We start from the raw sequence: 21,858 nt of genomic DNA, 5'->3' as shown, positions 1-21,858 counted from the left end.
AACCAAGGATCCACCCCGCAAATGCGCCCGAAGAAAAAGCCAGAGATGCTGACCGAAGTCGAGCTGGAGTTCATGTCCCGGCTTTGGGAGCTTGGCGAGGGAACGGTGCGCGACGTGCTTGATACGCTCGGCGAGGGCCGCAAGCTCGCCTATACGTCAGCGGCGACGATCCTTCGAATTCTCGAACAAAAACAATTCGTGACCAGCACGAAACAGGGCAAGACCTTCACCTACAGGCCAGCGCTGACCAAGGATCTCTATCAGTCGCGCAGCTTGCGAAACCTATCCGAGAAGCTGTTTGACAACACGCCCGTCTCGCTCGTGGCGCGCCTCGTCGACGACAACGATCTGTCCGAGGAGGCATTGGACGAGATTCGGGCGCTTCTGGATAGGAGGCTCAGGAATGGCAAGTCTTAGGGACCTGATCGACGCCTATCTCGACGTCAATATCCTTCTGGCCTTTGCGTGTGTGCTGTGGATCATTGCGCGGATGGCGCTCCGGCTTGCGGGTCTTGGCCATGCCTATACAGCGCAACTCAGGGCGATCCGCGCGGTGTTTCTTGCCATCGTCATCGCGCCGTTCGCGGTGTGGGTGGTGACGCAGGCGACCGACCGGGCGGATGTGGCGCTGTTTGACCGGGTCAATCTGACCGATTTCGTCGTCTCGCAATATCTGCAAGGCAATTTCCAGATGCGGCCCGAGCGGCTGGAAACCATCCTTGGCGCGCGGCGCACGCTGGCGGCGGGGGAGTTCGGGGGGCTGGTGACGCTCGTTCTGGCGCTTTTTGCGGCGGGGTTCGCCCTCTTTTTCTTCCGGCTCGCGGCGAGCATGCTGAAACTGCGCCGGGTGCTTGACGACAGTTTTGTCTGGCGCCGGATTGGCCGGGTCGAACTTCGGCTTGCGGATACGACGACGGTGCCCTTCTCGACACGCAGCCTGCGCCGCCGGATCATCGTCCTGCCTTCCGCCATGCTCGCTGAACCCGATGACCTGCGGATCGCTCTCGGCCACGAGCTCCAGCATCTGCGCCAGCATGACGTCGATTGGGAAATCGGGATGGAAGTGCTGAAACCCTTCTTCTTCTGGAATCCCGCCTTCCACATCTGGCGGCGGATGGGCGAGGAGCTGCGCGAACTTTCCTGCGACCGGCAGGTGATCGAGCGGCGCGGCTATGACGTCGCCGCCTATTGCCAGTGCCTTCTGAGGGTCTGCCACAACAGTCTGAAACGGCGGCGGCTGTTCGCCCTGCAGGCGCCGGTCGTGGCGCTGGTGCAAACCGAAAGCCGCCTCTTCGGCCATCGTTCGGCGCAAGTCCTGCGCCACCGGATGGTGTCGCTGATCGACGGCAAGGCGGAACGTCATCCCGGAGTTGTCGCGGCGCTGCTTCTTGGCCCGCTGGTCGCACTGACGTTCCTTGCCGCCGTCGCCATCCAGCGGCCCGGCGACTGGAGCCAGGACCGGCTGATGCTGTCCACCATCATCAACCTCGAACGGCTGGCGGTGATGAACGCGAATTCGACGCTGAAACAGCCGAGCTACTGAGCCCTCGGCCCCAGAAGCAGGATCTGCACATCGGCGACATTGGTGCCGGTGGCGCCGGTGACGAACAGATCGCCCGCAAGCGCAAGCGCGCGGTTGCTATCATTCTCTGCCAGAAGCGCCTCCGGGTCGCCCCCCGCCGCCACGATCCGCGCCCGCGTGCCCGCATCCACCATGCCGCCCGCGGCGTCCGTCGGCCCGTCGCGCCCGTCGGTCCCGCCCGAGAGGAACAGCCAGTCACGCCCCAGATCGGGCATCGCAAGCGCCACGCGCAGCGCCAGTTCCTGATTGCGCCCGCCACGGCCCGTGCCTTTGAGGATGACCGTCGTCTCGCCCCCGAAGATCAGGCAAGAGGCGCCGGGTCCAGCCCGGCGCGCGGCGGCGATGACTTCGCCCGCTGCATCGCCGACATCGCCCGTCAGCCGGTCCGAGATGATTTCAGCCTCTGAACCACAGGTTTCGGCGATGGCATCAAGGCTCTTGCGGTTCGATCCGATCAAGCGGTTTCGGGCCAGGGGCAGGGGGGCGGTGTTGGTCTCCGGCACCTCCAGATGGGCGCGTACGGCGGCTGGCAGCTCTGCCCAGACGCCGCGCGCCTCCAGCAGTCGCCTCGCATCGGCGCGTGTGCCGAGCGGCGCGACCGTCGGGCCCGAGGCGATGGCACGCAGGTCATCGCCGATCACGTCCGACAGGATGAAGGCCTCGACCGGGGCCGGGGCCGCGAGCCTGAGCATCCCGCCGCCCTTCAGCCGCGACAGTTGCTGGCGGATCAGGTTGATTTCGGTGATCGCGTAGCCATGCGCCAGCAACAACCGGTTGACCGCCGCCTTGTCGGCGAGTGTCAGCCCCGGCGCGGGCGCGGGCAGAAGCGCGGAGCCGCCGCCCGAGATGAGCGCGATCACCCGGTCGGCGGCGGTGGCAGCTTCAAGCAGCGCGGTGACGGCAGCCCCGGCCTCCGCCCCGTTCTCGTCCGGCACCGGATGGCCCGAGGCCATGACCCGGGCCCCCGCCACGGGCCTCGCGTTTTCGTAGTTCGTGATGACCAGCGCCCTGACCGGTGCGCCGCTCAGCTGTCCGAGAGCTTCTTCGGCCATGGGCACGGCGGCCTTGCCGACCGCGACAAGACTCCAGCCGCCGCCGGCGGACGGCGGCTGGACCGGAATGTCGCGGAAAGCGCGCTTCAGCGCCCCGGCCGGGTCGGCGGCCCTGACGGCCGCCTGGAAAAGCCGGGTCGCCTCTGCGCGCATGTCCATCTTACACTCCGGCGATCTGCTTGGCCTTCTCCACCAGCACCTCTGCCTGACGGATCGAGGCGTAGTCAATCAGCCGCCCGTCCAGCGAAACCGCGCCCTTGCCCTGCTTGGCCGCCTCCATCATCGCTTCAAGGATGCGCTTGGCGCGCGTCACTTCCTTTTCCGAGGGGCTCATCACCTCGTTTGCCAGCGTGATCTGGCTCGGGTGGATCGCCCATTTGCCCTCGCAACCCAGGACAGCGGCACGCTTCGCCGCTGCCTTGTAGCCTTCGGGATCGGAAAAATCGCCGAACGGGCCGTCGACGGGGCGGAGCCCGTTCGCGCGCGCCGCGACCACCATGCGCGCCAAGGCATAGTGCCACATGTCGCCCCAATGGGTGGCGCGAGTCGCGTCCTCCAAGGGGTCGGTCAGGACCGAATAATCGGGATTGACGCCGCCGATGATGGTCGTGCGCGCGCGGGTCGAGGCGGCATAATCTGCCACACCGAAATGCAGGCTTTCATTCCGTTTCGAGGCGGCGGCAATTTCATTCACATTCTGCATGCCGAGTGCGGTTTCGATTATATGCTCGAACCCGATGCGCTTCTTAAAACCCATCGCATCTTCGATTTGCGTCACCATCATGTCGACGGCATAAACATCCGCCGCCGTGCCGACTTTCGGGATCATGATCAGGTCGAGCCGCTCACCCGCCTGTTCGACGACGTCCACGACATCGCGGTACATGTAGTGCGTGTCGAGCCCGTTGATGCGGACCGACATGGTCTTTGTGCCCCAGTCGATCTCGTTCAGTGCCTTGATGATATTCTTGCGCGCCTGCGCCTTGTCGTCCGGCGCGACGGCATCCTCTAGGTCGAGGAAGATCACATCTGCGTCCGATTGCGCAGCCTTTTCAAACATTTGAACGGCGCTGCCTGGAACGGCGAGTTCAGAGCGGTTGAGGCGGGCAGGGGCCTGTTCGACGGTGTGGAAGCTCATGGGGCGAATCCTTCGCGGCTGGGTGTCATCGACGGGCGGCAGAGAAGGGGGAAGGAAACGGCCCCTGTCAAGCAAGAAAATTGCGTGACAGACTGTCGCGGGGAAAGATCGTGACGGGGCGGTTGCGAGGGATCAGGACCGCCCCGCGCCGTCCTTCGCGAGCCTCGAGGAATAGTAAAAAGCGATGGCCTGGGCGCGATTGCGGACGCCGAGTTTTTCAAAGAGGTTCGAGAGGTGGAATTTCACCGTATTGGCCGATATTTCGAAATCCCGCGCCAGTTCCTTATTCGAATGACCCTTCGCCAGAGAGTCCAGCAGCGCCTTTTCCCGGCGCGTCAGTTGCGCGATCGGATCGGCCTGCAGGTCGCGCACATCGAGGAAGGGAAAGACCATCTGGCCCGCCGCTACGGCAAGGCAGGTCTCAAGCAGCTTCTCGGCCGGATTGGTGCGGGCGACGAAACCCGCGGCGCCTGCCAGCATGGCGAGCCGCGCCACTTCGCCCCGGCTTTCCTCGCCATAGACCACGATGCGCGGCGCGCCCGGCTGGTCGCGCAGGACCTCGATCAGTTTCTGGCCACCAAGCGCGGGCAGCATCCAGTCGATCACCGCCACCCGGACCGGTACCCGCATCACCGCGCCGAGAAACCCTTCGGCCGTCGCCGAGGTCGCGACCAGCGAGAATCGCGGATCGCGGTCGAAAAGCTCCGACAAAGCCTGAAGCACCAGCGGATTGCTGTCGGCGAGTGACAGGTCGATCGGGCTTTCCGTTACGTTAAGTCTTTGATCAGTCATCTTATTTTCCTGAAACCTACCCGTATTGGCAGGAGGTCATATTGCATACAGCGGTATTCCAACCTGAATGGGTAGGAAAAAAACAGCCTCAAAAGATACCCGAAAGCAGGAGTAAGGCAGGTTGTGGCGCCGGGGCAACCGGTTTTTGTTGGCGCCACACTCTGCCCAGGACCGCCGATGCCAGACATGATCGCCTTCCCAGCCCTCTCGATCCCCGACACGCTCGCTGCGGGTCCGGGCCCGGGCAATACCGACGCCCGGGTCCTTGCGGCTTTTGCCGGTGCAGGGGTTGCGGACCATATGCAGGCGGATGTGCTGCGCGGCATGATCGAATGCAAGCAGATGCTGCGCAGCCTCTGGGGCACGCGGAATATCCATACGTTCGGCGTCGGCGGCACCGGTTTTTCCGGCCTCGACTGCATGCTCAGCGCCATCCTGCCCGGCGACACGGTGGTCGCCTTCACCAACGGTACGTTCAGCGGGATCGACTGCCTGACGATCCGCCTGAAGGCCGCGACGCGGGAGGAGCTGCGGGCCGATCCGATGAACCCGCAGGCCGCGTCGGTCACCATCGTCACCGTGCCGCATGGCCAGTCGGTGACCGAAGAGATGGTCGAAAAGGCGCTCGCCGCCCGCAAGCCGAAGTGGGCCTTCATGGCACATTGGGAAACCGGGTCGGGCCGGATCAACGATCTGAAGGGTTTCTCCGACGCCTGCGAACGCCATGGTGCGCTTGGCCTCGTCGATGCGGTTTCCTCGCTCGGCATCGCCGATTTTTCGATCGACGATTATCCGGGCGTGCATGGCTGGGCCTCCTGCCCGCAGAAGGGTGTGCTCTGCCTGCCGCTCACCTATGCGCCGGTGTCCTTCACCGACCGTTATATCGCCGAGGTCCGGGCGAATGGCTGCGCGACCTATGTTCACCATCCGGTGCTTGAGGCGCGCCACTGGGGCGTGATCGACGGCAAGGATGTAGCCCAGCCCGCCTATCACCGCACCCATTCCGGCTACGCCATCGCCGCTTTCCACGAGGCGCTGCGCCTGACGCTGGACCATGGCCGCGCCCGGAAGGCGCGTGATTATGCATTCCACGAGGCCGCTCTGCGCGCGGCGGTCGAGGCGATGGGCTGCGTCGTCACCTCGAACATGACGTCGCTCGTCGTGTTGAACCTGCCGCCCGCGCTCAAGGGCCGCGAGAAGGAGCTGGTCCAGACATGCCGCGCCGAGGGGTTCGGCATCTGGCCGACCCTGTCGGAACCGGTGCAGGTGCGCGTCGGCATCCTGAACCAGTTGGGCGAAGCGCGGATCACCGAGATCGTCAGCCGCTTTGCCGATGCGCTGAACGCGCTCGGCGCGGGCGTGAACAAGGAACAGGTGATGGCGGGGCTCGCCCGTCATTACCGTGCGGCGCTGGCCGCGGAATAGGGAGGACGCCATGGATATCCATGAATATCAGGCCAAGGACATATTGAAGAGCTTCGGGGTCGCCGTCCCGGACGGGGCGCTGGCCTACAGCCCTGAACAGGCGGCCTACCGTGCCCGCGAACTGGGCGGCGACCGTTGGGTGGTGAAGGCGCAGGTCCATGCGGGCGGGCGCGGCAAGGCGGGGGGCGTCAAGCTCTGTTCCTCGGATCACGAGATCCTCGACGTCACCTCCGACATGTTCGGGATGAAGCTCGTTACCCATCAGACCGGCCCGGCGGGCAAGGGTGTCTACCGCGTCTATGTCGAGGCGGCGACGGCGTTCGAGCGGGAAATCTATCTCGGTTTCGTTCTCGACCGCACGACCCAGCGGGTGATGATCGTGGCCTCGGGCGAGGGGGGCATGGAGATCGAGGATATCTCGGCGACGAAGCCCGACTCCATCGTCCGGTCCACCGTCGAACCGGCGGTCGGCCTGCGCGACTTCCAGGCGCGCGAGATCGCCTTCGCGCTTGGCATTCCGGCGGCGATGACCCAGCAGATGGTCCGCACGCTGCAAGGTTGCTACCGCGCCTTCACCGAGCTGGATGCGACGATGGTCGAGATCAACCCGCTCGTCATCACCGCCGACAGCCGGATCATGGCGCTGGACGCCAAGATGACCTTCGACGGCAATGCGATGTTCCGCCATCCCCAGATTTCCGAACTGCGCGACAAGAGCCAGGAAGACCCGCGCGAGGCCCGCGCTGCCGACCGGGGGCTCTCCTATATCGGGCTGACCGGCAATATCGGCTGCATCGTCAACGGCGCCGGTCTTGCGATGGCGACGATGGATACGATCAAGCTTGCGGGCGGGGAGCCTGCGAACTTCCTCGACATCGGCGGCGGCGCGACGCCCGAGCGGGTGGCGAAAGCCTTCAAGCTCGTCACCTCCGACAAGAACGTGCAGGCCGTTCTCGTGAACATCTTCGCCGGTATCAACCGCTGCGACTGGGTGGCCGAAGGCGTCGTGCAGGCGCTGCGGGCCGAGCCGGTGGACGTGCCGGTCGTGGTGCGCCTCGCGGGCACCAACGTCGAGGAAGGCCTTAAGATTCTTGCAAAATCCGGCCTGCCGATCATCCGGGCGACGACGCTGATGGAAGCGGCGCAGCGGGCGGTGACGGCCTGGAAGAACGATATGGCGCAGAATACCAAAGTGAGGGCCGTGAAATGACCATCTTCATCGACCGCGATACCCGCGTCATCGTCCAGGGCATCACCGGCCGCATCGCGCAGTTCCACACCCAGGAGATGGTGGAATATGGCACGCTTGTCGTCGGCGGCGTGGTGCCGGGCAAGGGTGGCGAGACCGTCCATGGCGTGCCGGTCTTCAACACGGTGAAGGAAGCCGTCGCGGCGACCGGGGCCAATGCCTCGATCGTCTTCGTGCCGCCGCCCTTTGCCGCCGACAGCATCATGGAAGCGGCCGACGGCGGCATCCGCTACTGCGTCTGCGTCACCGACGGCATCCCCGCGCAGGACATGATCCGCGTGAAGCGCTACATGATGCGCTACCCGCGCGAAAAGCGCATGGTGCTGACGGGGCCGAACTGCGCGGGCACCATCTCGCCCGGGAAATCGCTTCTGGGCATCATGCCGGGCCATATCTATCTGCCCGGAAACGTTGGGATTGTCGGCCGGTCGGGCACGCTTGGCTACGAGGCGGCGCAGCAGTTGAAGGACCTCGGCATCGGCGTGTCGACCAGCGTGGGCATCGGCGGCGACCCGATCAACGGGTCGAGCTTCCGCGACGTGCTGGAGGCGTTCGAGGCCGACCCCGAGACAGAGATCGTCTGCATGATCGGCGAGATCGGCGGCCCGCAGGAGGCGGAGGCGGCGGAGTATATCCAGAAACATATGACGAAGCCCGTCGTCGCCTATATCGCCGGTCTGACCGCGCCGAAGGGCCGCACGATGGGTCATGCGGGCGCGATCATCTCGGCCTTCGGCGAGAGTGCGTCCGAGAAAGTCGAGATCCTCAGCGAGGCGGGCGTGACGGTGGCGGAAAATCCGTCCGTCATCGGCGAAACCGTGGCGCGGGTGCTGCGCCGCAAGGCGGCCTGAATGCGCGGCCTTGCCGGGCGGCGGGTCCGTCCGGCAAGGTATGCGGAACGTATGGCAGAACGTATGCCTGAGCGTATTCCCCGCGCGCGGCCTTAAGGAAGTTGAAACGATGGTGAAACCGAAGGTCCTGACCACGCGGCGCTGGCCGGAAGCGGTGGAACGGTCGATGGCCGACCGTTTCGACCTGACGCTGAACGAGCCTGACCGGCCGATGAGCGCGGCGGACTTCCGCGCGGCCTTCGCCACCTTCGACGCGGTCTGCCCGACGGTGACGGACAAGCTTGGTCCCGAGGTCTTTGATCTGGCGCAGGCGCGGACCAAGGTCCTTGGCAATTTCGGGGTGGGCTTCAGCCATATCGACCTTGAGGGCGCGAGGCGCCACGGGATGGCTGTAACCAATACGCCGGACGTCCTGTCGGACTGCACGGCGGACATCGCGATGACCCTGATGCTGATGGCCGCGCGGCGCGCGGGCGAGGGGGAGCGGGAACTGCGGGCCGGGAACTGGACCGGCTGGCGCCCGACGCACATGATCGGCACCAAGGTTTCAGGTGCCACGCTCGGCATCATCGGTTTCGGCCGGATCGGTCAGGCGATGGCGCAGCGGGCGCACCATGGCTTCGGGATGAAGATCCTGATCCAGAACCGGTCCCCGGTCGCCGCCGAGGTGCTGGCGCGCTATGGCGCGCGGCAGGTGGCGTCGGTCGAGGAGTTGCTGCCCCAGTGCGATTTCGTCTCGCTCCACTGTCCGGGCGGGGCGGCGAACCGGCATCTGATCAATGCCGACCGGCTGGCGCTGATGCGCCGGGATGCGTTCCTCATCAACACCGCGCGCGGCGAGGTGGTGGATGAGGCAGCACTCGCCGCAGCACTGGCGGCGCACAGGATCGGCGGTGCGGGACTTGATGTGTTCGAACGAGAGCCTCAGGTCACGGCGGCGCTGATGGACTGCCCGAACCTCGTGATGTTGCCGCATCTCGGTTCAGCCACGCGCGCCACGCGCGAGGCGATGGGGTTCAGGGTGATGGACAACATAAGCGCCTTCTTCGATGGGAAGGCGCCGCCCGACCGGGTGGCCTGAAGCGACATGCGAGACGACTTGCCGGGGTCAGGGCCAACAAGACCCCGGGAAGAGAAAGGCGCCGTTAGCTCCCGGCGCCTTTCACTTTTTCAACAATCCGTTTCCATGACGCTCACAATCAGACCCGGAAACCGGCGCCGATCGAACCTCATTGCAGATAGGGCATCGGATCGACCGACTCGAAGCCCTGCCGCACTTCGAAATGCAGGAAGGCGGGATTGGAGCCGCGCACCTTGGCGATGGTCTGGCCGCGCTTGACCTTGTCGCCCTTCTTCACCGCGATCCCCTCGATATTGGCATAGACGGTCAGAAGGTTGCCCGCATGGCGGATGACGAGGATCGGCACGCCCTCGGTGTCCTTGGTGATCGCCGCGACCGTCCCGTCGCCTGCAGCGGCAACGGCGGTACCGGCCGAAGCCGAAATGTCGATCCCGTCGTTCTTCTTCTTCTGATAGCCACGGATGATCGAACCCTGGACCGGCATCGAAAGCTTCGCGCTGGACGTCGTCGCGCCGACATCGGGTGCCGGGGGCTTCTTCACCGGCTCGGCCGCTGGTTGGGTCTTTTCCTCGGGCACCGGCTCTGCGGCCGAGGGCGGGGTCGGGGTCTTCGACCCTTCGCCGGGCTTGCTGCTATTGTCGGTCACGACAACGCCGCCCTTGGCGCCCACCGGAATGAGGAGGATCTGGCCTTCGCGCACAGAGAGGTCCTTGCCAAGCCCGTTCCAGTCGGCGAGTGCCTTGACGTTCACATTGTAAAGCCGCGCGATCGAATAGGCGCTTTCGCCGCGTTCGACCTTGTGGCGGATCGGCTCGGCCCCGGTCGGGGCGGGCGCCGCGGGCTTTGAAGGCGTGAGCGGGGTGGCGGTGACAGTGCCGGTGGGGGCGGAGGCGGGCACCGTGCCCGGCTGGCCGGTGGCGCGGTCGATGGCGCCGCCCGCGATCGTGGTCACATCGACCGTGCCCGGTTCACTGACCATCGGCGCCTCCGCCACCCGGCGCGGCAGGGCGAGCACTTCATTGGCGCGGAGCGTCGAGGCCGGTTGCAGCGCGTTGTAGTTGGCCAGCTCGTTCGGATCCATGCCGATCCGCGCGGCGACCGAGGCGACCGTGTCGCCCTGGCGGGCGACCGCGACCTGATAGCCGGGGTAGGAGATGATGCCGCGCTGGTCGGGGGTCGGCCGCGCCGCGCCTGCGGTGCGCGCCGCGTCCGACGTATCGAAAATGTTCTGGCCGAAATGCCTCAAATCGCCGTCGAAACGACCGTCGCTTTCGCAGGCCGCAAGCGCAAGAAGCGAGCCGCCTATCAGAAAGGTGCGCGCGATAGTCCGGGTCAGCTTGCCTGTCATCTCATATCCTCACCATCCGGGCCGCGTTCCGGCCTCTGGTTGCCATTCAAGTCCGGTGTCAGTCCTGCACCAGACCTTCGACCAGCGGCACGAAGCGCACCGGCCTCAATTCTTCATAATCGAACCCCGTCTCGGACCGCGTGACCTTGATCAGGCTCTGTACCGCGTCCGACTGCCCGACGGGCAGGACCATGATACCGCCAACGCGGAGCTGCGCCAAGAGCGGCCCGGGCGGGTCTTCGGCGGCGGCAGTCACGAGGATGCGGTCGAAGGGTGCCTGATCGGGCAGGCCGAAAGATCCGTCGGCGGCGAAGGCGGTGATATTGGCGAGGTCAAGTTCGCGGAAGACGCTTTCGGCCTCGCGCACCAGACGGCGGTGACGGTCGACGGTATAGACGCGGCGGGCGAGCTGGCTGAGGATCGCCGCCTGATAGCCGGAGCCGGTGCCCACTTCGAGCACCTTGTCGCGCGGGGTCACGTCCAGCGCCTGCGTCATCAGCGCCACGACCGAGGGCTGGCTGATGGTCTGGCCACAGGCGATGGGAAGGGGCACATCCTCATAGGCGCGGTCGGCGAAGATGCCTTTGAGGAAAAGGCCACGGTCGACCCTTTCCATCGCTTCCAGAACGCGCGGGTCGGTGACCCCGCGCGAGCGGAGGGTATAGAGGAAGCGCATCTGCTGTTCGGCGCGGTCTGTCATGTCAGCCATCATTCGAGGCGGCGGGCGAGGTCCGTGAGCGTATCGTGGGCGGTAAGGTCGGCGCGCATCGGCGTGACCGAGATATGGCCGTCGAGATTGACGGCGACATCGGTGCCGGGGGCGGTCGCCTGATGTTGCGGCCCGCCGGTGATCCAGAGGAACTTGCGGCCGGAAGGCGAGACATGCGGTTCGACCCCGAAGAACGTGTCGGTGCGGTAGCCCTGCGCCGCGACCTTCAGGCCCTTCACCTCGGCCGCCGGAAGCGGCGGGAAATTGACGTTGTAGAAGAGACGATAGTCCTTCTCGTCCCAGAGGGCCTTGTCGAGGAGGGTGCGCACGACTTGGGTGCCATGGCTGCGGGCGGCCTCGAACGGGTCGTCGATCTCGTCGGTCCTTGGCCCCATGAACTGGCTGAGTGCGATGGCGGGCAGGCCCTGAAGGGCGGCTTCCATCGCCCCGCCGATCGTGCCGGAGTAAAGCACGTTCTCGGCGGCATTGTTGCCGCGGTTTACGCCGGAGAGGACGAGATCGGGCCGCGCGCCGTGGAGGACGTCATAGATGCCCGCGAGCACGCAATCGGCGGGGCTCCCCTCGGCCGCATAGCGGCGGGGGCCGAGCTTCATGATCATCATCGGATGGGTGTAGCTGATGCAGTGCCCGACGCCCGATTGTTCAAAGGCGGGGGCGACGGTCCAGACCTCGCCGTCCGGTCCGGCGATGTCATGGGCGATGGCGGTCAGCACCTCGAGCCCCGGGGCGTTGATGCTGTCGTCATTGGTGATGAGAATGCGCATGGTAGCCCGCCCCGGTTCCACTACCAGATGTAGAAGGAATGACGGCCGGGGTAAAGCGGTTAGCTGGAAGAAGGCCCCGTCTCGGGCCCCGCCCACCCACCCCGGCCCTCGACGGGGCCTCCGCGTTTCACGCGGACGGGGGCGCGGATGGGGGGGCGTGGACCGGGGAGTGGATCGGGGCGCTGCCCCCCAGCCCGCCCGACGCGGGCGGGCGTTCTTCGAGGCCGAGGTCCACTGGACCTCGGCTTACCTCTCATCACCCCCGAGGTATTTGGTCCAAGATGATGGAGGAGGGTTTAGAGAACGGTGCGGTAGCGGATATGGCCGTCCGCTTCGGCCAGCTTGTCATAGAGGGCGCGGGCACGGGTGTTCTCGCTGTCGGTGAACCAGTGAAGCCGGTGTGCGCTCTTGGCGCGGGCGACGGATTTCAGATCCTCGATGAGCGCCCGGCCGATGCCCTGTCCGCGCGCTTCTTCGGCGACGAACAGGTCTTCGAGATAACAATCCTCGCCCATCACCCAGGTCGAGGGATGCAGCTGGTGGATGGCGAAGCCTGCGGCCCGGCCGTCAAGACGGGCGATGCGGGCCGTGAGCGGGTTCGCCGGGGCGAGCAGGCGCGCCCAGGTGAAATCGGTGATGCCGGGGTCGAGCTTGATATCGTAGTAGGCAAGGAAGCCCGCCCAGAGCCGCCGCCAGTCGGCCTCGTCGGCGTCCGTCACGTCGCGGATGTCGACAGCGGCGGTCATCCGGGTCAGAGAAGGGTGAGGAGGCGGGCGGCTTCCTCGTGGATATCGGCGAGGACAGCGCGGTCCTCGCCGGGGAAGAAGCGGGCGCGGGTCGCGGTGGCGGAGGGGCGCGGGGTGGCGATGAGGACGCGCGGGCCGGTCCGTTCGGTCTCGGCCTGCCAGCTGCGGGCCAGAGCCATCTGTGCGCCCTTGGTCGCGCCATAGGCGCCGAAGAATTTCTCGCCCGCGCGCGGATCGTCGAGGAAGAGCGCGGTGCCGTTTCCGGCCCGCAAGAGCGGTTCCATCAGCGGAATGAGCGTCGCGGTGGCGCGGAGGTTCACCTTCAGCGCCTTGTCCATGTCCTTCATGTCGAGATGACCGGCGGGCGACAGGGGTGGCGCGTGGATCGCCGCATGGACCCAGAGCCCGAGCCCGCCCCAGCGGGTGGCGATGGATTTCGCCAGATGGTCCATCGCGCCCTCGTCGGTCACGTCGAGGGGGGCGAGGGTTGCGGTGCCGCCCGCGCGGGTGATGCGGTCGTCAAGCTCCTCGAGCCCGCCCACGGTGCGGGCCACGGCGAGGACATGCCAGCCCGCGGCGCCGAGCGCGGAGGCGAGCGCGAAGCCCAATCCGCGCGAGGCGCCGGTGACGAGGGCGAGCGGGCGTTCGGCAAGGGGGCGTGTGTCGGTCATGGCCAAGCCATGTCGCATTCCATAAAGTAGCGCGCAATGGTAAATGTTGACATGTAGCTGCAGCGCAGCAAATGTGCGCGCGACTCTTGCAGGGGAAAGGAAACCCAGATGACCCTCGCCAAGGCCCTCGTGCCCTCGCAATCGCTTCTGACCCGCGCGCTTATGGTGCTGGGTGGCAGTCTCTTCATCGCCATCGCCGCGCAGGTGCAGGTGCCGATGTATCCGGTGCCGATGACGCTGCAGACGCTGGCGATCCTTCTGGTCGGCTTCACCTATGGCGCGCGGATGGGCGTGGCCACGGTCGCGGCCTATCTGGCCGAAGGCGCGGCGGGCCTGCCGGTCTTCGCGGGCTTCGGCTCGGCCGCCGCCTTTGCCGGTCCGACGGCCGGTTTCCTTCTGGGCTTCCTGCTGCTCGTCGCCGTCGCTGGCTATGCCGCTGATCGCGGCGTCAAGGGCCTGATCGGCACGGCGCTGGTTGGCATCCTTGCCTCGGCGCTGCTCTATGTCCCCGGCAATGCCTGGGCGATGGCGGCGGATGCGGTCTTCGGTTTCGATGCGTCCAAATGGGGTGCTGATACCCTGCAGATGATCTGGGCCTATTACATGGCACCCTTCCTGATCGGCGATACGGTCAAGGCGATCATCGCCGCGCTGGTCGTGACCGGCGGCTGGGCGGCGCTGAAAGGCCGCAAGGCCTGATCTCAGGCCTTGCCAGACGAAAGGCTTGAACGCCGCCCTTCGGGGCGGCGTTTGCATTTGGATTACGTCTGGTCGGCGTGGAGCGCGGCAAGCGCCTCTTCGCACATGCCGTAGGGCTCCCATTCGCAGCCCGCGCAGAGGGTTTTGAGCGTGCCCGGCGCCACGTTCGAGCGGATGCGTTCCTTCGCCTCGCCCCATGTCAGCCGCTCGTGCGGTTCGAGCTTCAAGGCAGTGGCATGCGCGCGGTCGAGCGTCTTGATCTTGTCCTGATTTGTGCAGAGGCGCCCGCGCCGCTTGGGGCAGGGGGCGCAGATATCGTCGGTGGCGCCGGTCACTTCGATGAGGGTCGCGTCGCCGCCCGTCGCACGCAGCCGCCCCATGACGATGGCGGTCATATTGGCGGTGAAGCCTTCGGAATAGCCCTTCCCCTGAAAGCCGAGCGAACAGAGGAAATGGTGCGGGCGGTAGCGGACCGGGGTGTTACTCATCTGAAACGCCCCTCTTGTTCCAGAAATGTCGCAAGCGTGCCGTAATGTCCCAGTTCCGGGTAACGGATCAGCTTTGCATCGGGCAATGAGGCGACCAGTGCGGCCCCCATCGCGGGAGGGGACCAGTTGTCTGCTTCACCGTGGTGGACAGTGACGGCCGCCCTGACGCCTGCAAGGACACCTCTCCAGGGTCGGACGTAGTGCTGCAGCTCGTCCAGATAAGCCGCGCGCCCCGATCCGTAGGTTGTGGCAATCACCCCCGAAAGTTCAGAAGAATGTGCATCCGCCAGGAATTTCTCTGCCTTCGTGGTCCCGGCAAAGAGCATCTGCATGAGGAGCCGGGGGAAGGAACGCGCAATCAAGGATTGAGCAGCGGTCAGCGCGCGGAAGGGCCAGCCACCGCGCCGTGCAGCTTCGAACACCTTGCGACCGGCCATGTCAGGCAGGAAATCGCCCGTTTCCAAAGGGGCGGCCGGGCTGATCAGCGTGAGGTCCACGACCCTATCAGGCGCCCTCGCCGCAAGTCTGAGCGCGGTCATTGCCCCGATTGAAAAGCCGATCAGACGGCATTGCTCGGGAAGGCGCGCGGCAAGCTGTGTGACGCCGGTGTCGTAATCCGTCCATGCCAGACGGTCCGGCACAATCCACCCGGACGGAGAGCCGCCGAGGTCCAGTTCTGCCGCGCCTCCGGGAAGGCCATGCAGATAGAGGGTTGCGATCACTCCGCCGCCTCCATCGCAAACCCCTTCGCGATCTGGTCCGACGGGGCCACGGGATATTCGCCCGAGAAGCAGGCGTCGCAATATTGCGGGCAGGTCTTGTCGCGGCCCTTGGCCTCGCCCCACGTGAGGGTCTCGTGCGGTTCCAGCCGCAATGCGGCTGCATGGGCGCGGTCGAGCGTCTTGATCTTGTCCTGATTGGTGCAGAGCTGCCCGCGCCGCTTGGGGCAGGGGGCGCAGATATCGTCGGTGGCGCCGGTCACTTCGATCACGGTCGCGTCGCCGCCCGTCGCACGCAGCCGCCCCATGACGATGGCGGTCATATTGGCGGTGAAACCCTCGGAATAGCCCTTGCCCTGAAAGCCGAGCGAGCAGAGGAAATGGTGGGGACGGTAGCGGATCGGGCGCGGCCCGCTCATTCCGCCGCCTTCATCTGGAAGCCGTTCTCGATCTGGTCGGCGGGGGCGACGGGATAGTCGCCCGAGAAGCAGGCGTCGCAATAGCGGGGTGCCGCAGGATCGCGGCCCGCGGCTTCGCCCGCGGCGCGGTAGAGGCCGTCGAGCGAGATGAACTTGAGGCTGTCCACCCCGATCCAGTCGCGCATCTCCTCCTCGGTCATCGTCGCCGCGAGGAGTTTGGAGCGTTCCGGCGTGTCGACGCCGTAGAAGCAGGGCCAGGCGGTGGGCGGCGAGGCGATGCGGAAATGGACTTCGGCCGCCCCTGCGTCGAGGATCATGTCCTTGATCTTGCGGCTCGTGGTGCCGCGCACGACCGAGTCGTCGACGAGGATCACCCGCTTGCCCTTGATCAGCGCGCGGTTGACGTTGAGCTTGAGGCGCACGCCCATGTTGCGGATCTGTTCCGTCGGCTCGATGAAGGTCCGGCCCATATACTGGTTGCGGATGATCCCCATCGCATAGGGAATGCCCGACTGCTGCGAATAGCCGATGGCGGCAGGCGTTCCGCTATCCGGGACCGGGCAGACGAGGTCCGCCTCGACCGGCGCTTCCTTGGCCAGTTCCACGCCGATCTGGCGGCGGGTCTCATAGACAGAGCGGCCGCCGAGGATCGAATCGGGGCGCGAGAAATAGACATGTTCGAAGATGCAGAAGCGCGAGGTGGCAGGCGTGAAGGGCCGGGTGGACGCGACCTTGTTGCCCTCGATCACCACCATCTCGCCCGGCTCGATCTCGCGCACGAAATCGGCGCCGATGATGTCGAGGCCGCAGGTTTCCGACGAGAGCGCCCAGCCGGAATCGCCGATCCGGCCGAGGACGAGCGGGCGCACCCCCATCGGGTCGCGCACGCCGATCAGCTTGGTGCGGGTCATGGCGACGACGGAAAAGGCGCCTTCGACGCGGCGCAGCGCGTCCTTGATCCGTTCGGAGATGTTCTTCTGGATCGAGCGCGCCATCAGGTGGATGATACATTCGCTGTCCGACGAGGACTGGAAGATCGAGCCGCGCTCGATCAGCTCGCGCCGCAGCGAGGCGGCATTGGTCAGGTTGCCGTTATGGGCAATCGCCGCGCCCCCCATCGAAAACTCGCCGAAGAAGGGCTGCACGTCGCGGATGGCCGTGTGGCCCTTTGATCCGGCGGTCGAATAGCGGACATGTCCGATGCCGAGCGTTCCCGGCAGCATCTGCATGACGTCGGGCTTGGTGAAATTGTCGCGCACATAGCCGAAGCGGCGGACGTTGTTGAAGCCCTCGACCGGGTCATAGGCGACGATGCCCGCCGCCTCCTGCCCGCGATGCTGGAGCGCATGAAGCCCGAGCGCCACGAAATTCGCGGCGTCGGCAACGCCGGTGACGCCGAAAATCCCGCACTCCTCCTTCAGCTTGTCGTCATCGAATGGGTGCGACAGGAAGGGGCGCATAGGCCGTCTCTCCGATTCCGGGGCAGTTGGCGCTTCCATAGTCTGTCACGGAAGCGCTGTCACCACCAGAACCGGTCTCGGCCCGTGGAAATCCGGGTCAGGGCGTGACGGTCTTGGCGCCGGTGTTGTTGGTGGTGCCTTCGCCCGAACCTTCTGCCGAGCCTTCAGGCAGCGTGGGCTCGCTCACGGTGGTGGTGCCGGTGCCGCAATCGCCGACAAGCTCGTTGTAGCGTTCCTTGAACCAGCCGGGCGCGTCGGTCGGCACTTCGGCGGCGAGCCTGTCCTGGACCGAGGCGAAGACGACGGCGGAGCGCGAATTGTCGACCATCGGGATGCCTGCCTCGGGCATCATCCGGTCATAGACGAGGAAGGCCACCGCCACGAGAAGGACGCCGCGCGCCACGCCGAAGAGGAAGCCAAGGCCCTGGTCGATGCCGGACAGAGCAGACCGCTGGATGATGGCGGAGAAGAGCGGCGTGAAGATCGAGGCGAGGATCAGCGCGCCTGCGAAGACCACGAAGAAGCCCGCAATGGTCGCCAGTTCGCAATTGTCGAGGAACTTGTCGAGCACCGGGATCTGGCGAACGAGGGGGGCGGCCTGCTTGGCGAAGAGGAAGCCCACATAGGCCGCGACCACCCAACCTGCGATGGCAAAGAGTTCGCGCACCACGCCCCGGCTGTAGGCGAGGATCGCCGAGAGCAGAACGATGACCGCGACGGCGGCGTCGACGATTGTGAAATTGTCCATACCTGTCCCTACTCTCCCGGGGGCTCAGCCCGCCGCAAACATCTCGCCCACGAAGGCGGTGAGATCGGTGAATTTCCGCATCTTCATGCCCTCGTCGCCTTCTGCCTTCGACCTCTCGGGGGCCGCTGCCTGTGAGAAACCAAGTTTTCGGGCTTCTTTCAACCTGTTTTCGGTTTGCGAAACCGGGCGGAGGGCGCCCGAGAGGGAAATTTCCCCGAAAACCACCATGTCGGGCGGCAGGGAAACATCTTCGCGCGCCGAGAGAAGGGCGGCGGCGACGGCAAGATCGGCGGCGGGTTCGGATACCTTGAGCCCGCCCGCGACATTGAGAAAGACATCGAGGCCGGTGAAGGGGATGCCGCAGCGCGCCTCCAGTACCGCGAGAATCGTCGAGAGCCTGCCGCTGTCGAGCCCCACCACCGTGCGGCGCGGTGTGCCGAGGGTGGAGGGAGCGACGAGTGCCTGGATTTCGGTGAGGACAGGCCGGGTGCCCTCGATCCCGGCGAAGACCGCCGAGCCGGGGCTCGCCTGTCCGCGTTCAGAGAGGAAGAGGGCCGAAGGGTTGGCCACTTCGGCAAGGCCCGCGCCGGTCATCTCGAAGACGCCGATCTCGTCGGCCGGGCCGAAACGGTTCTTGACCGCGCGCAGGATGCGGAACTGGTGGCCGCGCTCGCCCTCGAAATAGAGGACGCAATCGACCATGTGCTCGACGACGCGCGGTCCGGCGATCTGGCCTTCCTTCGTCACATGGCCGACGAGGATGACGGAGGTGCCGCGTTTCTTGGCGAAACTGACAAGCTCGTGCGCGGCGGCGCGGACCTGCGCGACCGAGCCGGGCGCGGCCTCGACCATGTCGGCCCAGAGGGTCTGGATCGAATCGATGATGACAAGGTCGGCGCGCTCGGCGTCGAGCGTGGTCAGGATATCTCGGAGGTTCGTCTCGGCGCCAAGGCCCACCGGCGCGTCGGCAAGGCCGAGGCGCTGCGCGCGCATCCGGACCTGGGCCGCGGCTTCCTCGCCGGAGATATAGAGGCATTTCAGCCCCTTGCGGGCGAAGGCGGCGGTGGCCTGCAAAAGCAGCGTCGATTTCCCGATGCCGGGATCGCCGCCGACAAGGATCGCGGACGCGGGCACCAGCCCGCCGCCAAGGACGCGGTCGAACTCGTCCATTCCGCTGGCGGTGCGCGGCGGCGGCGGTTCGTCGGCCTGCAGGCTGGTCAGGGCAACCTTGCGGCCGCGCGCGGCACCAAGGCTTTTCGCGGCGGGGCCGGCCGAGAGCGGCGCCTCCTCGACGATCGAATTCCAGGCGCCGCAGGCATCGCAGCGCCCGGCCCATTTCTTGTGGACGGCACCGCAGGCGGAACAGGTGAAACTGGGGGAGGATTTGCTCATGCGCTTTTCATGGCGTGCGCCGCGCGGGCGGGCAAGCGCGGATTGGGGCTCTGCCCCAAACCCCGGGATATTTGTCAACGAAAGAGGGCAGGGTCACGCCCGGTGAAGGCGGCGCGCGGTGACCGCCGATATCGCGAGGCTCGCCAGGATGCAGGCGGTGAAGAGATAGAGGCCCCAGGCGGTTTCCAGCCGCCCGACGAAGGCGCCCTTGGCGAGCACGATATAGAGGGCGATGAGGAAGACATCGGCCATGGCGAGGCGGCCGAGGGTTTCCAGGACCGGCAGGAGGCGCGGCGAGGCGAGGCGGAAATGGATAAGCGCGAGGCCGAGCGTCTTGGCCATCGGCGCGAAGAGGGCAAGGAAGGTGACGAGAAGCGCCAGAAACGCATCCTTTTCCCAGATCGCCTGCAGGCCGGTCAGGACCGAGATTTCGTCAAGCTCGAATAACGGCAGCCAGCCCGCGCGCAGAAGCGGCGCCACCCAGCTGAGCGGGAAGAGGATGAGGAGTGCCAGATTGGCGAGTGCCAGCGGCGTGAGGCGGGTCATTCGTCACCCGCCTGCGGGCGCCGGGCAATGTCGCGGTTGAAGGCGAAGGCGAGGAAAAGCCAGAGCCAGAACGAGACCCAGGCGATGGCAACGGCGATGGAGCTCATCGTGCCATAGACAGACTTGCCCTGTGCGACCGAAGCGGAAATGCCGAGAAAGGCGAAAACATTGAAGCCGAGCGCCAGAAGGGCGGCTGCCATGCCGACAAGATAACGTTTGCGGTTGATATTGCGGCGCCGGGCGCGCTTGTAGAAGCGCGCGAAGAGGCGCAGCACCAGATAGGGTGGCAGACAGAGAATGAGGCTGATGAGAAGGACGGCGACCGTCGAAGCCTTGATGATCATGGTGCGCGGGCGTTCCGTCCTGACCTTGGCGCAGGGTAGCGGCAAAGGTCAGGCCCGTCAAATGCCGGGCGTTCTTCGGGGCTCAGCGTACGGATTCGATCGGGCCCGTGGCGCGGCCGTGGATGAACTGATCGACGTAAGGGTCTGGCGTCAAATCCATTTCCGCAATCGGCCCGGTCCAGCGGATCACGCCGCCATGCAGCATCGCCACCCGGTCGGCGATGGCGCGGACCGAGGTCATGTCATGGGTGATGGTCATCGCGGTTGCGCCGATCTCGGTCACGATCTCGCGGATCAGATCGTTGATGACGCCCGCCATGATCGGGTCGAGGCCGGTCGTCGGCTCGTCGAAGAAGATGATTTCGGGCTCGGCGGCGATGGCGCGGGCGAGGCCTACGCGTTTCTGCATGCCACCGGAAAGCTCGGCGGGGAAGAGGTCGGCCACCTGTTCCTTCAGCCCCACCCGGCGCAGCTTCTCGATGGCGATGGCGCGGGCTTCATCCCTGGGGCGTTTCTTCTGACCGCGGAGGAGCCGGAAGGCGACATTCTGCCAGACCGGCAGGCTGTCGAAGAGGGCGCCGCCCTGAAAGAGCATGCCGAACCGGTCGAGGAAGGCCTCGCGGCCCGCGCCCTTCGTGGTGGCGGGCTGGCCGTCGACGCGTATCTGGCCGGCGTCCGGCGTGACAAGGCCGAGCACGCATTTCAAAAGCACCGACTTGCCGGTGCCCGAGCCGCCGATGATCACCATCGACTGGCCGCGCGCAACGGTCAGGTCCACGCCCTGCAGGACATGGTTCGGACCGAAACTTTTCCTGACGCCCCGAAGCTCGATCATGCGGAGAAAAAGACCTCCGTCATCAGGTAGTTGGCTGCAAGGATCAGGACCGACGCCGCGACGACGGCGGATTTCGTCGCCCGGCCCACGCCTTGCGCGCCGCGCGCGGAGTTCATCCCGTAGAAGCAGCCGCAGATCGCGATGATGAAGCCGAAGGCCGCGCCCTTCATCAGGCCCGAGATGATGTCGAAGGCCTCGAGGTAAGCGCGGGTATTGGCAAGGTAGGTCGCCGGGTTGAAGCCCAGCCGGTTCACGCCGACGAGATAGCCGCCGAAGATGCCGATGGAATCGCCGACCGCCACGAGGACCGGCACGGCGAGCGTAGCGGCCAGCATGCGCGGCACGGTCAGATATTTCATCGGATGGGTGGAGAGGGTGACGAGCGCGTCGATCTGTTCGGTCACCTTCATCGTGCCGACCTCGGCCGCGATCGAGGAAGCGACCCGCGCCGCCACCATCAGGCCGCCGAGGACGGGGCCAAGCTCGCGCACCATGCCGATGGCGGTGATCGAGGGGACGACGGCCTCGGCCGAGAAACGCGCGCCGCCCGCGTAGATTTGCAGGGCAAGCGCGCCGCCGGTGAAAAGGGCGGTCATGCCGACGACCGGCAGGCTGAACCAGCCGATCTGCAGGAGTGCCACGAGGAATTCGCGCGGGTAGAAGGGCGGGCGGAACAGGTGGCTGACGGCGTCGGCGGCGAAGAGTGCGATGCGCCCGATGGTGGCGAGCGCGCCTTGCGTCAGGCGGCCGAGGGCGGCGAGGGGCGACAGGAGCGACAT

The 21,858-nt window shown here is 66.0% G+C and carries 25 protein-coding genes; 7 read left to right on the top strand and 18 right to left on the bottom strand.

Annotation, left to right across the window (positions count from 1 at the left end):
* The first annotated feature begins 21 nt into the window (after positions 1-21).
* Entirely contained in the window at positions 22-417 is a 396-nt protein-coding gene (locus tag P0645_RS16010; protein ID WP_284165599.1) for a BlaI/MecI/CopY family transcriptional regulator, read from the top strand.
* Positions 404-1,543, top strand: a complete 1,140-nt coding sequence (locus tag P0645_RS16005; protein WP_284165598.1) for a M56 family metallopeptidase — start codon at positions 404-406, stop codon at positions 1,541-1,543. Before P0645_RS16010 ends, P0645_RS16005 begins: the two co-directional genes overlap by 14 nt.
* Here the strand turns inward: P0645_RS16005 and P0645_RS16000 are convergent.
* The 3 genes from P0645_RS16000 to P0645_RS15990 form a co-directional block, all read right to left on the bottom strand.
* Complete coding sequence (locus P0645_RS16000) at positions 1,537-2,793, bottom strand: glycerate kinase type-2 family protein (protein WP_284165597.1); 1,257 nt, start codon at positions 2,791-2,793, stop codon at positions 1,537-1,539. The two genes, P0645_RS16005 and P0645_RS16000, sit on opposite strands and share 7 nt — an antisense overlap.
* Before the next feature lies 1 nt (position 2,794).
* Positions 2,795-3,772 (bottom strand): HpcH/HpaI aldolase/citrate lyase family protein, encoded by a 978-nt coding sequence (locus P0645_RS15995; protein WP_284165596.1) that lies wholly within the window; start codon positions 3,770-3,772, stop codon positions 2,795-2,797.
* A 132-nt stretch (positions 3,773-3,904) separates the two neighbouring features.
* Positions 3,905-4,564, bottom strand: a complete 660-nt coding sequence (locus P0645_RS15990) for a response regulator transcription factor (RefSeq protein WP_284165595.1) — start codon at positions 4,562-4,564, stop codon at positions 3,905-3,907.
* A 186-nt stretch (positions 4,565-4,750) separates the two neighbouring features.
* Here P0645_RS15990 and P0645_RS15985 point away from each other — a divergent pair, with 186 nt between their 5' ends.
* The 4 genes from P0645_RS15985 (at position 4,751) to P0645_RS15970 (ending at position 9,170) form a co-directional block, all read left to right on the top strand.
* The gene (locus tag P0645_RS15985) at positions 4,751-5,989 is read left to right on the top strand and encodes an aminotransferase class V-fold PLP-dependent enzyme (protein WP_502854371.1); all 1,239 of its coding nucleotides are present in this window, start codon (positions 4,751-4,753) and stop codon (positions 5,987-5,989) included.
* 10 nt (positions 5,990-5,999) lie between these two features.
* A complete protein-coding gene (locus P0645_RS15980) occupies positions 6,000-7,199 on the top strand; it encodes a malate--CoA ligase subunit beta (protein ID WP_284165593.1) in 1,200 nt (399 codons plus the stop codon).
* Positions 7,196-8,089, top strand: coding sequence for a succinate--CoA ligase subunit alpha (sucD, locus tag P0645_RS15975; RefSeq protein ID WP_284165592.1), 894 nt, complete (start codon positions 7,196-7,198; stop codon positions 8,087-8,089). The genes P0645_RS15980 and sucD overlap by 4 nt, the downstream gene beginning before the upstream one ends.
* Positions 8,090-8,198: 109 nt before the next feature.
* On the top strand, positions 8,199-9,170 hold the full coding sequence (locus P0645_RS15970) for a 2-hydroxyacid dehydrogenase (protein ID WP_284165591.1): 972 nt from the start codon (positions 8,199-8,201) through the stop codon (positions 9,168-9,170).
* A 148-nt stretch (positions 9,171-9,318) separates the two neighbouring features.
* On the opposite strand, the gene P0645_RS15965 is transcribed toward P0645_RS15970, so the two are convergent.
* The 5 genes from P0645_RS15965 to P0645_RS15945 form a co-directional block, all read right to left on the bottom strand.
* Complete coding sequence (locus P0645_RS15965) at positions 9,319-10,518, bottom strand: peptidoglycan DD-metalloendopeptidase family protein (RefSeq protein ID WP_284165590.1); 1,200 nt, start codon at positions 10,516-10,518, stop codon at positions 9,319-9,321.
* Between the two features lie 58 nt (positions 10,519-10,576).
* Positions 10,577-11,227 carry a protein-L-isoaspartate(D-aspartate) O-methyltransferase gene (locus P0645_RS15960; protein ID WP_502854229.1) on the bottom strand — a complete coding sequence of 217 codons (651 nt, stop codon included), beginning with the start codon at positions 11,225-11,227 and terminating at the stop codon, positions 10,577-10,579.
* Positions 11,227-12,012 (bottom strand): 5'/3'-nucleotidase SurE, encoded by a 786-nt coding sequence (gene surE, locus P0645_RS15955; RefSeq protein WP_284165588.1) that lies wholly within the window; start codon positions 12,010-12,012, stop codon positions 11,227-11,229. Before surE ends, P0645_RS15960 begins: the two co-directional genes overlap by 1 nt.
* Before the next feature lie 296 nt (positions 12,013-12,308).
* Positions 12,309-12,758: a GNAT family N-acetyltransferase gene (locus P0645_RS15950; protein WP_284165587.1), complete on the bottom strand. Its 450-nt coding sequence runs from the start codon at positions 12,756-12,758 to the stop codon at positions 12,309-12,311.
* Between the two features lie 5 nt (positions 12,759-12,763).
* The gene (locus P0645_RS15945; protein WP_284165586.1) at positions 12,764-13,429 is read right to left on the bottom strand and encodes an SDR family NAD(P)-dependent oxidoreductase; all 666 of its coding nucleotides are present in this window, start codon (positions 13,427-13,429) and stop codon (positions 12,764-12,766) included.
* Between the two features lie 108 nt (positions 13,430-13,537).
* Here P0645_RS15945 and P0645_RS15940 point away from each other — a divergent pair, with 108 nt between their 5' ends.
* Positions 13,538-14,128, top strand: coding sequence for a biotin transporter BioY (locus tag P0645_RS15940; protein WP_284165585.1), 591 nt, complete (start codon positions 13,538-13,540; stop codon positions 14,126-14,128).
* Between the two features lie 62 nt (positions 14,129-14,190).
* On the opposite strand, the gene P0645_RS15935 is transcribed toward P0645_RS15940, so the two are convergent.
* The 10 genes from P0645_RS15935 to P0645_RS15890 form a co-directional block, all read right to left on the bottom strand.
* Entirely contained in the window at positions 14,191-14,616 is a 426-nt protein-coding gene (locus tag P0645_RS15935; RefSeq protein WP_284165584.1) for a DUF1284 domain-containing protein, read from the bottom strand.
* Complete coding sequence (locus P0645_RS15930) at positions 14,613-15,338, bottom strand: alpha/beta fold hydrolase (protein WP_284165583.1); 726 nt, start codon at positions 15,336-15,338, stop codon at positions 14,613-14,615. The genes P0645_RS15935 and P0645_RS15930 overlap by 4 nt, the downstream gene beginning before the upstream one ends.
* Positions 15,335-15,754 carry a DUF1284 domain-containing protein gene (locus tag P0645_RS15925; RefSeq protein WP_284165582.1) on the bottom strand — a complete coding sequence of 140 codons (420 nt, stop codon included), beginning with the start codon at positions 15,752-15,754 and terminating at the stop codon, positions 15,335-15,337. The genes P0645_RS15930 and P0645_RS15925 overlap by 4 nt, the downstream gene beginning before the upstream one ends.
* Positions 15,751-17,214, bottom strand: coding sequence for an amidophosphoribosyltransferase (gene purF / locus P0645_RS15920; protein ID WP_284165581.1), 1,464 nt, complete (start codon positions 17,212-17,214; stop codon positions 15,751-15,753). Before purF ends, P0645_RS15925 begins: the two co-directional genes overlap by 4 nt.
* A 97-nt stretch (positions 17,215-17,311) precedes the next feature.
* Positions 17,312-17,962: a CvpA family protein gene (locus P0645_RS15915; protein WP_284165580.1), complete on the bottom strand. Its 651-nt coding sequence runs from the start codon at positions 17,960-17,962 to the stop codon at positions 17,312-17,314.
* 24 nt (positions 17,963-17,986) lie between these two features.
* Entirely contained in the window at positions 17,987-19,354 is a 1,368-nt protein-coding gene (gene radA / locus P0645_RS15910; protein WP_284165579.1) for a DNA repair protein RadA, read from the bottom strand.
* A gap of 93 nt (positions 19,355-19,447) precedes the next feature.
* The gene (locus P0645_RS15905; protein ID WP_284165578.1) at positions 19,448-19,900 is read right to left on the bottom strand and encodes a paraquat-inducible protein A; all 453 of its coding nucleotides are present in this window, start codon (positions 19,898-19,900) and stop codon (positions 19,448-19,450) included.
* The gene (locus tag P0645_RS15900) at positions 19,897-20,244 is read right to left on the bottom strand and encodes a hypothetical protein (RefSeq protein ID WP_284165577.1); all 348 of its coding nucleotides are present in this window, start codon (positions 20,242-20,244) and stop codon (positions 19,897-19,899) included. The genes P0645_RS15905 and P0645_RS15900 overlap by 4 nt, the downstream gene beginning before the upstream one ends.
* A gap of 82 nt (positions 20,245-20,326) precedes the next feature.
* Positions 20,327-21,079: an ABC transporter ATP-binding protein gene (locus P0645_RS15895; protein ID WP_284165576.1), complete on the bottom strand. Its 753-nt coding sequence runs from the start codon at positions 21,077-21,079 to the stop codon at positions 20,327-20,329.
* The gene (locus P0645_RS15890) at positions 21,076-21,858 is read right to left on the bottom strand and encodes an MlaE family ABC transporter permease (RefSeq protein WP_284165575.1); all 783 of its coding nucleotides are present in this window, start codon (positions 21,856-21,858) and stop codon (positions 21,076-21,078) included. Before P0645_RS15890 ends, P0645_RS15895 begins: the two co-directional genes overlap by 4 nt.

Source organism: Frigidibacter sp. SD6-1 (assembly GCF_030143255.1).
Classification (GTDB): domain Bacteria; phylum Pseudomonadota; class Alphaproteobacteria; order Rhodobacterales; family Rhodobacteraceae; genus TMP-24.
This window is presented reverse-complemented; position numbering and strand designations above follow the sequence as displayed.